At 51.9% G+C, this 13432-nt stretch carries 10 protein-coding genes; 3 read left to right on the forward strand and 7 right to left on the reverse strand.

Features of this window, described 5'->3' with window-relative positions; genetic code table 11:
• Positions 1-209: 209 nt before the first annotated feature.
• Together EQG79_RS28340 and EQG79_RS28345 are read left to right on the forward strand one after the other, a co-directional pair.
• The gene (locus tag EQG79_RS28340; protein WP_129606218.1) at positions 210-839 is read left to right on the forward strand and encodes a DUF305 domain-containing protein; all 630 of its coding nucleotides are present in this window, start codon (positions 210-212) and stop codon (positions 837-839) included.
• Between the two features lie 68 nt (positions 840-907).
• Positions 908-1489 (forward strand): DUF305 domain-containing protein, encoded by a 582-nt coding sequence (locus EQG79_RS28345; protein WP_129606220.1) that lies wholly within the window; start codon positions 908-910, stop codon positions 1487-1489.
• Positions 1490-1553: 64 nt separating this feature from the next.
• Here the strand turns inward: EQG79_RS28345 and EQG79_RS28350 are convergent, their stop codons facing one another.
• From EQG79_RS28350 to EQG79_RS28370, 5 genes are all read right to left on the reverse strand, one after another.
• Entirely contained in the window at positions 1554-4235 is a 2682-nt protein-coding gene (locus tag EQG79_RS28350) for a multicopper oxidase domain-containing protein (RefSeq protein ID WP_129606222.1), read from the reverse strand.
• Between the two features lie 106 nt (positions 4236-4341).
• Positions 4342-4872 (reverse strand): DUF305 domain-containing protein, encoded by a 531-nt coding sequence (locus tag EQG79_RS28355; RefSeq protein WP_129606224.1) that lies wholly within the window; start codon positions 4870-4872, stop codon positions 4342-4344.
• Between the two features lie 116 nt (positions 4873-4988).
• On the reverse strand, positions 4989-5210 hold the full coding sequence (locus tag EQG79_RS28360; RefSeq protein ID WP_129606226.1) for a heavy-metal-associated domain-containing protein: 222 nt from the start codon (positions 5208-5210) through the stop codon (positions 4989-4991).
• A gap of 44 nt (positions 5211-5254) precedes the next feature.
• Positions 5255-7522, reverse strand: a complete 2268-nt coding sequence (locus EQG79_RS28365; RefSeq protein WP_129606229.1) for a heavy metal translocating P-type ATPase — start codon at positions 7520-7522, stop codon at positions 5255-5257.
• A gap of 111 nt (positions 7523-7633) precedes the next feature.
• The gene (locus EQG79_RS28370) at positions 7634-8242 is read right to left on the reverse strand and encodes an AraC family transcriptional regulator (protein WP_129606231.1); all 609 of its coding nucleotides are present in this window, start codon (positions 8240-8242) and stop codon (positions 7634-7636) included.
• Positions 8243-8732: 490 nt separating this feature from the next.
• Between EQG79_RS28370 and EQG79_RS28375 the strand changes: the two genes are divergently transcribed.
• Positions 8733-10892: a heavy metal translocating P-type ATPase gene (locus EQG79_RS28375; RefSeq protein ID WP_129606295.1), complete on the forward strand. Its 2160-nt coding sequence runs from the start codon at positions 8733-8735 to the stop codon at positions 10890-10892.
• Positions 10893-11194: 302 nt separating this feature from the next.
• Here EQG79_RS28375 and EQG79_RS28380 read toward each other — a convergent pair whose 3' ends face one another.
• Both EQG79_RS28380 and EQG79_RS28385 read right to left on the reverse strand, forming a co-directional pair.
• Positions 11195-12163, reverse strand: coding sequence for a hypothetical protein (locus EQG79_RS28380; RefSeq protein WP_129606233.1), 969 nt, complete (start codon positions 12161-12163; stop codon positions 11195-11197).
• 34 nt (positions 12164-12197) lie between these two features.
• Entirely contained in the window at positions 12198-13409 is a 1212-nt protein-coding gene (locus EQG79_RS28385; RefSeq protein ID WP_129606235.1) for a glycosyltransferase family 61 protein, read from the reverse strand.
• Between the last annotated feature and the right edge of the window lie 23 nt (positions 13410-13432).

The raw sequence follows: 13432 nt of genomic DNA on the forward strand, positions 1-13432 counted from the left end.
ACTACGTTGCTTGTATTTGTTAATCAGGTTAAGTAAGCCATTAGTAAGCATAGCGTAGTGGATAAGCAATCGATATAATAAATAAGGTGGTTATCGCGAGGTAGTGCCCAATGGATGCCTCTAAAATTCTGTAACTCCACGAGTGAATCTTGTAACAACCAGGCTGTGCAGTCGGCAGTTAATAATGTGTACAAACGTTTCTCAACGCGATGAAAAATACGTTAGTTGGCCAGATGGCATTAGTTGCTTCACTGGCATGGACCATTGCAGCCTGTACTGACAGCAACGACGGGCTTAAACCTCAGGCACATGACGCGAACGTCTATCAGCAAATCATGCACACGAACATGGCCCAGATGAACGCCATGAAAATGACGGGCGACGCGGATCATGATTTTGCGATGATGATGTCGATGCACCATCAAGGGGCTATTGACATGGCCAATCAAGAACTAAAAAATGGTACCGATCAAACCATTAAGGCAATGGCGCAAACCATTACTACCTCCCAGACAAAGGAAAAAGCACAACTTGCTCAATTCCTAATTGGGCATCAGGCCACTGCATCGACTGCCGGACAGTCGTTCGATATGATGGCCATGCAGGTCATGGAAAAAATGATGAAAGCGCAGGATACCCGCTTCCTCACGGGTACGTCCGACGTTGATTTTTCATCCTTGATGATCGACCATCACCAAAGTGCCCTGGAAATGGCTCAGCTCGAGTTGACATATGGCAAGGTGGATTCGATGCGTCAAATGGCTCAGATGATTATTGATGAGCAAAAGACTGAGATCAGCCAGTTTCAGGACTGGCTGATTAAAAACAAGCCCTACTAATCTAACCCATATGGGTTAGTCAGGCCACACGAATTCATAATCAGACAACCAGTAAACCAGTACAACCAATGAAAACCAGTTTGTTATCAGTAGCCAGCCTAAGTGCAGCTCTGTTGCTCTCGCAACCGACAATAGCGCAGCAATCAACCAGCAATGCCATGATGAAGTCCATGCAATCGGGTATGACCCAGATGATGAGCATGAAGATGACTGGTGACCCCGATCATGACTTTGCCATGATGCTCAAGATGCATCACCAATCGGCAGTCGAGATGGCCGACATGGAGGTAAAACAAGGCAAAAACGCACAGGTAAAGGCATTGGCCAGTAAGATCAAAGCCAGCAACCAAAAGGAAATACGCGAACTCGACCAGTTTATGAGTAGCCATAAGCCTCAGTCATCCTCGTCCAAACTGGGCCAAAAGGGCATGGACATTATGCACGGTGGAACCCATTCGATGAACGGCAATGTGGACCACGATTTCGCCAGCATGATGGCCCAGCATCATCAGCAGGGGGTAGAGATGGCCCGTGCGTATCTGAAGGAAGGTAAGACATCAACGATGAAGAAGATGGCTAACAACGTCATTAAGATGCAGACGAAAGAAATGGCCGAACTTAAGAAGCTTGAGAGCAGCCTCAAAAGCTAACCTTTAACTACTAAAAAGGGCCGCTACGTAGAGTAGCGGCCCTTTTTTTGTGGTCTTACTATAGTCAAAAGTTATACCCCAATCCGCCGGCAACGGTTTTGTACCGCGTGTCATAATCCGTATGAAGAAACAGATTTTTCGTGACGGTATATTGCAGTTCTACATGTGCTCGCACGTAGCCCCCTACCAACCATTGCGTCTGATACTGAAAATCTAAGCGTGGAAATAGCATTTGTTGGCCACTCAGTTGAAAGCGGACATTACCCCGTGTGTCGAGTTTAACTTCCGATTGAATCAAAAACGGCAACATATACCGAATACCCGCTACTGGCCGGATAATACGCCGACCCCCAACAGGCGTTCCACCGTCTTCGGGACGTACCCGGCGCAGGAACTCTTCGTTTCCTCCATCAATGCCGGCAAATACCCGAAACCAGTCGCCGAGGTAGCGTTCATAATCGAGGTCAAACTCGAAGCGATTCGTGCGCCAGTCGTGGTCTCCACCCGCAACAATGGCGTTTTTGTTGTTGGACACATTTAAGGCGAAGTAATTAAGCGGGTAGCCTGGTTGCAGATACCCCCAGACAAATGGTTGGTTGTCGCGCATGTCGCGCAAATGCAGCTTCTGAATATTGGCGATGGACGAATCAGGTTTGTCGCCATAACTGACTACGCGCGCCATGCCGCTGAGCATATGGTAGAGCAGGTGGCAATGAAAAAACCAGTCCTTGTCATCGTCGGCCATAAACTCAATCGTGACGTTTTCCATCGGCGATACATTCACCGTATGCTTGAGCGGTGAATACTGCTCCTGTCCGTTGAGGACCCGGAAGTAATGACCATGCAGGTGGATGGGGTGCATCATCATGGTGTTGTTCATGAGCCGCATCCGCACAATCTCACCCCGTCGAATCTGAATCATATCCGCCCGTGACAAAGGCTGCCCGTTGAATCCCCAGATGTAGCGAAACATGTTGCCCGTTAAGGTGAGCGGGATCTCGCGGATAGGGTGATTGGCCGGAAAGACAATCGGTTCAGGCGATTTAAGAATACTATAATCGATCGTATTTTGCTCATCCATCATGCTCATGCCTCGGTCCGACATTTCGGCCATTCCTCCACTGTTCATACCCTTCATTCCGGCCATGTCACCTGGCTTGTTGCCCATGTTCATCTGGCCGTGATCCATTCCGGCCATGTCGTCCTGCTTTTCACGCGCCGTTTTTTTAGTTGGCATCGAATCCGTTTTCATGGACATTTTACCGTGATCCATACCGGGCATGGATGAGTGATCCATTTGCCCGTGGTTCATGCTCGACGTATCCATCTTACCATCTTTGGTCGTGTTCATACCCCCCATGTTCATACCACTATGGTCCATGCCACCCATTGATCCAGCCGATTTTGTTGGTTTAGCGGCTTTTTTTGCCGGGGCGGGCTTATTTGCCGTCGGCTTTCCGCTCATATCCATCTGGGTGTGATTCATTCCTGCCATGTTGTGCATCATAGGGCCGTTCATATCCAGGTTGGCCTGAGCCGTTGTGTCGGTTTTGCCCATGTTCATCGTACCCATGCCCATGCCGCCCATCCGGCTCATGTTAGCGGTAAGCTTGTAAAGATCAGGACGGGGAATTGTTGGCGCATAACGGGCCGGACCAGTGCCAAGCAGGGCTGTTGCATAACCCGATCCGTCCTGCGCGGAGGCTCGCACTTCGAAGGCACCCCCTTGAGGTACGGTAATAACAAAGTCGTAGGTCTCGGCAATGGCGATCAACCGCCGGTTAACGTCCACTGGCTGTACATCCAGGCCGTCAGCAGCGATGAGTTTCATGGGACCACCTGCGTAATTAAGGTGAAAATAGGTGGACGCACTGGCATTGATCACGCGCAGCCGAACAGTTTGACCAGCCTTGATGTCCGGGTAGCGTATGGTGTCTTTGCCGTTAATCAGAAACCGATTATAATAGACATCCGAAATATCCATTGGGGCCATCTTCATCATCGACTGCCGCAGGTACGCCCCTACCGCCTTGTGCTGAATAATGCGGTTGAGCGACTGGACATTGCCTTTCTTGATCGAATACCATTCGTTGCGCCGTTTCAAATTTTTAAGGATGTAAGCCGGATTCTCATCCGTCCAGTCGGAGAGCAACAAGACCAAATCATGGTCAACCTTGTACGCAGGCTTCTGGGGCTGAATGGCGATGGACCCATACACACCAACCTGCTCCTGATAACGCGTGTGCGAGTGGAACCAGTACGTACCTGACTGCACCAGTGGGTACTCAAATGTGTAGGTGTCGCCCGCATGAATGGGTGGTGTATTTAGATAAGAAACACCATCTTGTTTGTTAGGTAGCAAAATGCCATGCCAGTGCAATGAGGTTTCCGTCTTCAACTTATTATGAACCCGTATGACGGCGACATCACCTTCCTTGAACCGCATGGTCGGGCCTGGAATACCCCCGTTAATCGTCATGGCCCGCTTCGGCTTGCCCGTAATCGTGACGGTCTGCTCATCGATAACCAGATCATACGTCACCCGCTTGCCGGTCGGTTTCACCTTCGCAAAAGCCTGTGGGCGCGACACGGGTAGCGAGGTAGGAACCACTGGAAAGTTCGACTTGTCGGGGCTGTATGGCCGGGCATTGGTCTGGTTCGCCGTGGGGGATTCGTGGTGCTCATGCTGAGCGTACCCGGTGCTCCATAGTAGCAGGCAAACGGCTGTAAAAAACGTGTTTCTCATCGTTGGATAGGCTGTATATATCCGGTTAAAACAAAAGCGGTCCTACCAAACGGAAGAACCACCTACTAGGCTGGTGGGATTGGTTCAGAGCGGCTGGGCGAATCGGCTACTCACTTTCTAGCTGGGCTAGTTTCGCTTTCATCTGCGCTATTTCTTTTTCCTGAGCGGTGATGATGTCGTCTTTTAACTTGACCAGTTCAGGGTCATTCAGTTTGGCTTCTTTCGCCATCAAAATGGCCGCAGCGTGGTGAGGAATCATCGACTTGACGAACTGCCGATCCGACACTGCCGTTTGCTGCCGGATGAACCAGAAAAAGCCCACGAGGGCCAACGTACTCACTGCGATGATGAGGCCATTGCGCCGTTTGTCGGGGTACATTGCCGACATCAACAGGACTTCAATAATGAGCATAGGCATGGTCATCAAACCCGCCATATAAAACTGATTGACATTGGGGACTACGTTGGCGAACCGATCAACCATCGAATACATCAGTACGTACATCGACGCGAATGACAGGATAGCCATGAGGGCCAGTTTGCCGTAGTGCCCTTCGTGCGTAGCTCCCGAATGGGGCATGGTATGGCCCGATTCGTTAGTTCGAGATTTGTCCGTGTGCTGCTTGTGTGTTTCCATAACTTGAGTTGTTGTCTAGTAATCAAACAAATAAGCTGCCTGACCGGGTGGCCAGGCAGCTTACAAGATTCAGGGGATTCCGTTGCAAAACTTTTGGTAACCAGCTCGAACCGCCATTACGGCCGTGGTATTGGTTCGGCCTTATAGCCCGCCTGCTCGACTGCCTTGCGCACGGCCTCGCCGACGCGGTTATCCGTCGTTTGCACGGTCAAAATTTTGTCGGGATTGCCTGTATCGACGTTCCAGCCATCCACTTGTTCGATGGCATTGAGAAAAGGCGTTACAGCCGCTACGCAGCCGCCACATTTGATGTTGGTTTTGAAATTCAGCGTTTCCATAGGAGTCTTGGTTGATACTCGGTTACACAATCAGATGGAGCCGACTACAGCTTTGTTCTTCGTAGCCGCAAGCTATTGCTGACGACCGACACGGAACTAAGGGCCATCGCGGCCCCGGCGATCATCGGATTCAGCAAAAATCCGTTGATGGGATACAGTACCCCGGCAGCTATCGGGATACCGATGAGGTTATAAATGAAGGCCCAAAACAGGTTTTGGCGGATCGTCTGCACCGTTCGCCGGGACAGGTAGAGGGCTTTAGGTACGCTATTCAGATCAGACGTGATGAGCGTCATCTTGGCCACATCCATTGCAATATCGGACCCCCGACCCATCGCGATGCTGACATCGGCCTGCGCCAGGGCCTGCGAGTCGTTGATGCCGTCGCCGACCATCGCGACCACCTTTCCTTTTGCCTGTAGTTCCTGCACCAAGGCGGCCTTGTCGGCGGGTAATGCCTCCGCCCGGAAATCGCTGATGCCAACGGCTTTGGCCACGGCCTCGGCAGTTTGGGGGTTATCACCGGTCATCATGTACACGGCGATGCCCCTCTTCTTCAAGGTGTGAATGGCCTCCCGCGAGGTTTGTTTGACCGGGTCGGCAATCGCGATGGCTGCCAGAATCTGCTGCTCGTCGGCAAAGTAAATGACGGTTTTAGCTTCGTCCTGCCAGCGGCTCACTAACCCGTTTAACGTCGCCAGTTGATCGGCGAGACCCCGCTCGGCCAGTAGTCGGCGGTTGCCAACCAGGTAAGCCTGACCGTTGTAGCGACCCGTCACCCCCCGGCCCGTCAAGCTCTCGAAGCCATCGAGTTGAATGCCCGAAACGCCTTCCGTTTTCAACCGCGCCACTACCGCTTCGGCCAGGGGGTGTTCCGACTGGCTTTCGAGGGTGAATAGTACCTGTGGGAGAATGGATTCGTTGACCGGTTTAGTAACCCAGGTCAAATCCGTCACCGTGGGCTTTCCTTCCGTAATCGTGCCAGTCTTGTCCAGAATAACCGTGTCAACCTTGTAGCCCAATTCCAAGCTCTCCGCATCTTTAATGAGGATGTTGTTGTCGGCTCCCTTGCCCACGCCGACCATAATGGCCGTTGGCGTAGCGAGTCCCAGCGCACAGGGGCAGGCAATGACCAACACGGTTACGGAAGTGAGTAGGGCGTGGGTAAAGCCATTGTCACCACCTACGATCATCCAGACCGCAAACGTCAGAATGGCGATGCCAATGACGACGGGTACGAAGATCCCTGCGATCTTGTCGACTAATTTTTGAACGGGGGCTTTACTACCCTGGGCTTCCTGCACCATCCGAATAATCTGCGCCAGTATGGTGTCACCGCCCACTTTCTGCGCGGTGAAGCGAAACGCCCCTTTCTGGTTGATAGTGCCGGCAAAGACCGACTCCCCAACCCGTTTCTCGACGGGTATCGGTTCACCCAAAATCATGCTTTCATCGACGAACGAGGTACCCGATTCGACGACCCCATCAACGGGAATTTTCTCGCCCGGACGAACCGCGATTACCTGCCCGACCCGCACCTGCGCGATGGGAATCTCCTGCTCCTCGTTACCGTTCATGACGCGAACGGTTTTGGGCTGTAGCCCCATTAGCTTCTTGAGAGCCGACGTCGTATTCGACTTAGCTTTCTCTTCGAGCAGCTTGCCGAGCGAGATAAAGGCAATCACTACCGCAGCGGCCTCGAAGTAAACGTGGGGGTGCAGCCCCCGGCGATGCCAAAAATCAGGATTCAGGGTGTTGAACGTACTAAACAAAAAGGCGATACCCGTACTGAGCGCGACCAGCGTATCCATGTTGGCTTTGCCGTGCCGCGCCTGCTTCCAGGCGTTGACGAAGTACGACCGGCCCAGCCAAAAAACCACTGGAGCCGACAGGGCCATCATGATGTAATTGGCGTAAGGAGCCTGCATGAAAAACATGCCTAGCACGACGACGGGTACCGATAAAATGCCCGCCCATAGGGTGCGCTTTTTGAGCGATTCGTACTGTCGTTGCTGGGCTTCGGCCTGTACTGCTTGCGGGTCTTCCGTATCGAATACCAAATCGTAGCCAATCGAGCGGATTGCCTGTTGCAAACCCTCCTGGTCGATGGCTTCGGGATCGTATTCGACGGTTGCCGATTGGTTGGCGTAATTGACGGCTGCCTTCTGCACCCCCGGCGTGTTTGTCAGTATGGATTCGACGCTGACGGCACAGGCTGCACAGGTCATCTCCAAGACGGGAAACGTCTGCTTGGTCGTCAGCCCTTCGTTGACCTTAGTTCGACGGGCTTGTTGGGTGAGTTGCGCTTCCATAGGTGGACAATTAAGTTGATACCACAAAGGTCAGCAAGCAGGTATGGGGGTACGTTACACAATTCCCCCCCGACGTTTGTAAGATTCAGTAGGCGGGTGAATCCCCTCCACTTAGTGGGCAGACTCCATCCCGTTGCGTTGCAATTGCTGCTTGTCGCGCCGGATGTCACGGAAGTGACTGGGCGAAAAACTGGTCAACTTTTTAAATTGATTTGATAGGTGCTGAGCGCTACTAAAACCGGTGCGATAGGCGATGTCGGCCAACGTCAGATCGGTATAGACGAGAAGTTCTTTGGTCCTATCCAACCGCCGACTGATTACGTATTTTTCAAGCGTAATGCCTTCCTGAACAGAAAATAGCGCACTCAGCGCATCATAGCTCAGGCCGACTCGCTGAGCAAGCTGCTCAGAATACCGAGTCGTTTCTTCACCGAGATTATCGCAGCTAACCACATCCTCGACGGCCTCTTTGATGCGTTGCACTAAGATTTTCTTCGGGTCGGTCAACACAGCAAACCCCTGCGTTTCCAGAGCCGATTGCAGTAGTGTTTCTTGCTCAGGCGAGACCTTCCCCTCCACCACGACATGCCCCAACGAAACCGACAAAACGGGTAATTTGAGTTGTTCAAATACAGCCTGCACAGCGTCTATGCAACGGCCACAGACCATTCCCCGAATGCGAAAGGTGGTGGTTTGATCGGTTAGAACGTCGGGGTTCATCAGTGCAGAATTTAAAGGGGGGAGGCTGGTTACGATAGCCTGATTAGCTACCTGATGATAACAAAAGTCGTAGACAAAGCTATCCCTCGGAATGTAGCCAACGCTTGCAAAATTTCCCGGCGAGTCTTACAGAATTTCTAAAACGTATCCTTTTCCGATGCGACAAGTGTTACTACTAAACGAACCTTTACCCCTGGTGAATTGGTATCGTCAACTCAACCGATAGTTCCCGCGCGTTATGAAGAAGCATCAACATCACTACGTTCTCCACGGCCTTCAAACTCAAGAACAGGCACAGGCAGTGCAGCAGGCTTTACTTCGGCAACCGGGTGTTCAGGATGCCCACGTGTCGGTGCAGCCGCCCGAAGTGCATCTAACTGTCGATAAACATCCGTCAATGGACGCCTTGCAACAGGCGGTAGCCCAAGTCGGCGCGTTTCACCTGATGGAGAAACAAGCTGAGGTGAACCACCATCACGGCCATCATTCGATGCCTGCTGATGAAACCGTACCCGTGGTTCACCCGCACCATCAATCTGATGCAGCGATACCAGCCGAAGAGCAGGCACTGCAACACATCGGTCATGACGAGCATAGCGGGCCTGATCGTGAGCATCATCGCCATGCCGAGATGGACCATGCGGGGATGGATCACGGGGCAATGGGTCATGCCAATCACGGGGCGGGACACGATCACGGGGCGATGATTGCCGATTTCCTGCGTCGGTTCTGGGTGTGCCTATTACTGTCGGTGCCAGTGGTGGCCCTATCGATGATGTTCCAGGAGTTGGCTGGCTACACCCTTGATTTTGCCTTCCGGGAACCCCTCGTCATTGCTCTGGCTACGCTGATCTATTTCTACGGGGGATGGCCCTTTTTGTCAGGCATGATCGGCGAGTTACGTACCCGAAAGCTTGGCATGATGACGCTTGTCGCCGTAGCGATCACGGCAGCCTACGTATACAGTGTAGCCGTTTCGGTAGGCTGGCTCAAGGGGATGGATTTCTTCTGGGAACTGGCTACCCTGATCGACATCATGCTGTTGGGGCACTATCTCGAAATGAAGTCAGTGGCCGGTGCGTCGCGTTCTCTGGAGCTAATCGTACAAATGCTGCCCGACGAGGCCCACAAAGTGGAAACTACAAACGGGGGCGGAATCACGCTTTCCGATGTCAAGGTGAACACATTGGCAACAGGTGATCTGGTTCAGGTACGTCCCGGCGAACGGATACCTACCGACGGGGAAGTTGTCGAAGGAACGAGCAGCGTGAACGAAAGTATGCTGACCGGCGAGAGCGTTCCCGCGCAGAAAGTGAAAGGGGATACCGTTATAGCCGGTGCGGTCAATGGAGAAGGGGCGTTGCAGGTCCGGGTTACGCACCGGGGCGAAGACAGCTACCTCAACAAAGTGGTTAAGATGGTCCAGGAAGCCCAAAACGCCAAGTCGCAGACGCAGACCCTGGCCGACCGGGCAGCGGGTTGGCTGACCCTCATCTCCTTATCGGTGGGGTTGCTCACGCTTGTCGCCTGGTTATGGGCGGGTAAGGATGTGGCTTTCGCCGTCGAGCGGATGGTGACAGTTATGGTGACGGCCTGTCCGCACGCCCTTGGTGTCGCCATTCCACTGGTCGTCGCCATCTCGACCGCGATTTCGGCGCAGCGAGGGTTGTTGATCCGCAACCGCACGGCGTTCGAGGAAGCGCGAAAAATTACAGCGATGGTCTTCGACAAGACGGGTACGTTGACGGAGGGTGAATTTGGCGTTACCCGTGTGCAGATCGTGGCACCCACGCTCGATGAAACGGGCCTGCTACGCATCGTAGCGGCACTTGAGCAACAATCGCAACACCCTATCGCGCAAGGAATCGTTCGGGAAGCCAAGAAAAGACAACTTGATTTACCGGGCATCACTAATTTTCAGTCCATCACCGGCAAAGGCATATCCGCGACTGTCGACGGACAGACCGTGTTGGTTGTCAGTCCCGGTTACCTAAAGGAGAAAGGCATATCGCAACCCGCTGATGCCAAAAGTAACGGAGCCGAAACCGTCGTTTTCGTCCTAATCGACGACGCGCTGGCCGGGTACGTTGCGTTGGCCGATAAGATACGCGCTGACTCGAAAGAAGCGGTCCAACGATTGCAGCAGGCGGGTATCGACGTGTACATGGCTACCGGAGATAACCAGCAAGTGGCTGATGCGGTCGCCAAAGAGTTGGGCTTGAATGGCGTGTATGCCGAAGTGCTACCTGATCAAAAGGTAGCTATCGTGAAAGACTTGCAGCAACAGGGCAAGTTTGTGGCTATGACCGGCGACGGAGTCAATGATGCTCCGGCCTTAGCGCAGGCTAACGTCGGCATCGCCGTGGGGTCTGGCACTGATGTAGCCGCCGAAACCGCCGACATCATCTTGGTCAACAGCAAGCCCACCGACATTACGAATCTGGTAGAGTTCGGACGAGCGACGTACCGGAAGATGATTCAGAATCTATTTTGGGCTACGGGCTATAACGTCATCGCCATTCCCTTAGCCGCCGGGGTTCTCTATCCCAATTTCGTACTCAGCCCGGCTATCGGAGCCGTACTCATGAGCGCGAGCACGGTAATCGTCGCCCTGAACGCGCAACTGCTGAAACGGAGTTTGCGAACTTGATGGCATTCCCCCTAATTGTTAGTCAGACAATGGGCCTTTAACCGTTCGCAATACACATCTAATTCCCTACTGAGATGTTGCCACGCTTTGTCCTCGATTGGAAAATTTTCTGTTTCTAATAACTTCCTGATCGTAGCATCAAACTCTGTATCCGATACAGATATCAACTCGACTGATGGTCGCATACGGTTGAGATTTTGCAATCCCCAAAATTAGAGACTACTCAAAATCAAAGTGTTGTAAGATTATCAATAGAGGATTGTAAAATTTGTACAGCTTTAATGACAAGGTACAGATGCTACCTATCTCATAAGATCGTCGGCTTTATTGTCAATGCCAACTTTAGTCAAATAGTCAATTACTTGCTCTTTCACATAGTCTTGAAAAGGGCTTTCCTCAAAAAAACGGATCACCCCGACCACAACCATCCGCAGGAAATTAAAGTAGTGAGCCGCTACGTCCAGATGATTATAAGCTTTCCACAAGTTTGCCGCTGGTACAAGCATCGACGAATAGAAATCATTTTGCAGTAACTGATCGACATACCACTGCGAATCGTTCGGATCTTCAGGAAAAAATATTGGCTCTTCTGAAGCCAGATAATGGATTGCCGTCCAATTAATTTCGTATGCCCCCTTTACCTGATCAGAAGCGTAGGCGATTCGTTTGGTTCGATTATCAAGTTGATCGTAAAAATTCTGCCCGCACAACAATCGCGGCCCCTTTACCCCGGCTTGTTCAAGCTTTACGGCTTCCACTACTGAGTGACCAAATACGACAGGTGCCCGACTTTTTTTACCATCGTAGACGGCATTCAGTTCGATGACTTTAACAGTACCAAAACCAATACCGCCCCTGAAAAACAACGGGTGCCAATTCTCAATGTATTTCTTGGTAACAGGTTTGCCATCTTCTATCTCGACAGCCGTCACCGTAACGCGATGAGGATGATTAGCATCCTCCGGCTCACAATATTGATTAGACGTGAATGAGAAGCAGCTATGTAAAAAATTAGATAGTTGCTCCGCAAAAGTTTTTGGACTTTCTGAGTAAATAAAAACGGAGTCACTGAACGGAATGAAACACTTGAAGCTATCCTGATGGTAGGGAATTAACGATTCATGAGTAGGCAAATCCGATGATGCCATCGTCAAAATCGCCTGATAATTCTGCAAAAGCTGCAAGGCGGCTTCTGGGTCATTTTTGACATGATTGGAAAATCCCAAAAGATCAATGTACGCGCAAACACCCGTTTGTAAGCCGGTCTCCATAAATTGACAGTTAGTTTGGAAATACGTCCAAAAATCAGTTTTCTAAAGGTAAAGTATTTACAAACACCTTCCTCAGACACTGCTCCAGCTCATCGACTGAGACATATATATCGTCTTCCAATCCTTTGGCCCAGTCGCCGGTGCCTGCCGGGCCGTGAAAATAGGCGGAGTACTGTAAGCCAAGCTGCTCGGCCATGTTACGGTAAAAATCGGGGTAGTACGTTGGTGCGAACAACTCGAATAGATGCGTACCGGGCTGACACCAGAGGATATTGACGAAGGAAGCCCCGTGTGGGCCGATGATGAATTCTGCGTTTTGATAGATAGCGATCTGCTCGGCAACCGTGCGCGGCTTATCTTCGATGATCTCGATATCGTGGCTGCGCAGTAACTCGATCAAGGCCGACTCATTGATTATTCGCCGACGACCTGACCGACTAATGTATACTCGATTTCGCTTGCCAACGGGTGCAGGTAGCTTGGGCAGAATCTGCCGACGAAGCGCATCGATGTCGGCTTTGTTGGGATAAAACCAGTGTCCCGTATTAGCCAGCACACATTGCTCGAACTGTACGTGTGTTTTTCGGCTATCGACCACCCGATCCACGCTGATCCCCAACAGCCATAAGAATTCCCGCTCGTAGGGCGTGTCGAACAGCGGGTAGGCTACGAGTGCGTCGTTGAATTCAGCCGCCGACAGTACTTCTTTCATTCGGCACAGTTTCCCCAGCACCAGCAGCACGAAGTCGAAATAGCCGCCCCAGACGACCCCATCGAGGTAATGACTCCAGGGAGCCAGCAGGGTCTTGGTGTTCCGTTGCTTTCGCGACGTTCGGTGCAGGACGTTTCGATAAAAATCATCCGTATTGATGTCGGTGCAAAGTACGTGTCGGCTGTCCCGAACACTCCCGTAGGGTAGTTGCCAGAACGCCCCATCGGCATTACCGACTACCCACACCGATACCGGTTCGCTCTCGTCCTGCGTGGGTTTAAAATAGATCTTCGACGGGTTAGCTAAGTCGGCAACCTGCGATAGCGAAAACCGGTTGGCCGGGTACGTACTCCGCTCATTGGGGGCCAGCAAAGCGGCTGTTTGGGGCTTATCCAGAAACTGAACGCCCAGCCGCCGATACAACCAACGGGAGCCTTTACCGACCAGCAAATAGCCCATTTTGGCGGGGAAACGTCGAAGTTTTCGGCTGATGGCCTGGAGCCAGGTTGGACGGACGGGTAGAGGTGTATTCATAAAGTTGATCGGTTGAAAAGATG

The organism is Spirosoma sordidisoli, assembly GCF_004138325.1.
Taxonomy (GTDB): Bacteria; Bacteroidota; Bacteroidia; order Cytophagales; family Spirosomataceae; genus Spirosoma; species Spirosoma sordidisoli.

Excerpts from the sequence above, each read along its gene's own strand:
- EQG79_RS28340 (WP_129606218.1), top strand. The coding sequence starts at position 210 with ATGAAAAATACGTTAGTTGGCCAGATGGCATTAGTTGCTTCACTGGCA.
- EQG79_RS28345 (WP_129606220.1), top strand. The coding sequence starts at position 908 with ATGAAAACCAGTTTGTTATCAGTAGCCAGCCTAAGTGCAGCTCTGTTG.
- EQG79_RS28350 (WP_129606222.1), bottom strand. The coding sequence starts at position 4,235 with ATGAGAAACACGTTTTTTACAGCCGTTTGCCTGCTACTATGGAGCACC.
- EQG79_RS28355 (WP_129606224.1), bottom strand. The coding sequence starts at position 4,872 with ATGGAAACACACAAGCAGCACACGGACAAATCTCGAACTAACGAATCG.
- EQG79_RS28360 (WP_129606226.1), bottom strand. The coding sequence starts at position 5,210 with ATGGAAACGCTGAATTTCAAAACCAACATCAAATGTGGCGGCTGCGTA.
- EQG79_RS28365 (WP_129606229.1), bottom strand. The coding sequence starts at position 7,522 with ATGGAAGCGCAACTCACCCAACAAGCCCGTCGAACTAAGGTCAACGAA.
- EQG79_RS28370 (WP_129606231.1), bottom strand. The coding sequence starts at position 8,242 with ATGAACCCCGACGTTCTAACCGATCAAACCACCACCTTTCGCATTCGG.
- EQG79_RS28375 (WP_129606295.1), top strand. The coding sequence starts at position 8,733 with ATGCCTGCTGATGAAACCGTACCCGTGGTTCACCCGCACCATCAATCT.
- EQG79_RS28380 (WP_129606233.1), bottom strand. The coding sequence starts at position 12,163 with ATGGAGACCGGCTTACAAACGGGTGTTTGCGCGTACATTGATCTTTTG.
- EQG79_RS28385 (WP_129606235.1), bottom strand. The coding sequence starts at position 13,409 with ATGAATACACCTCTACCCGTCCGTCCAACCTGGCTCCAGGCCATCAGC.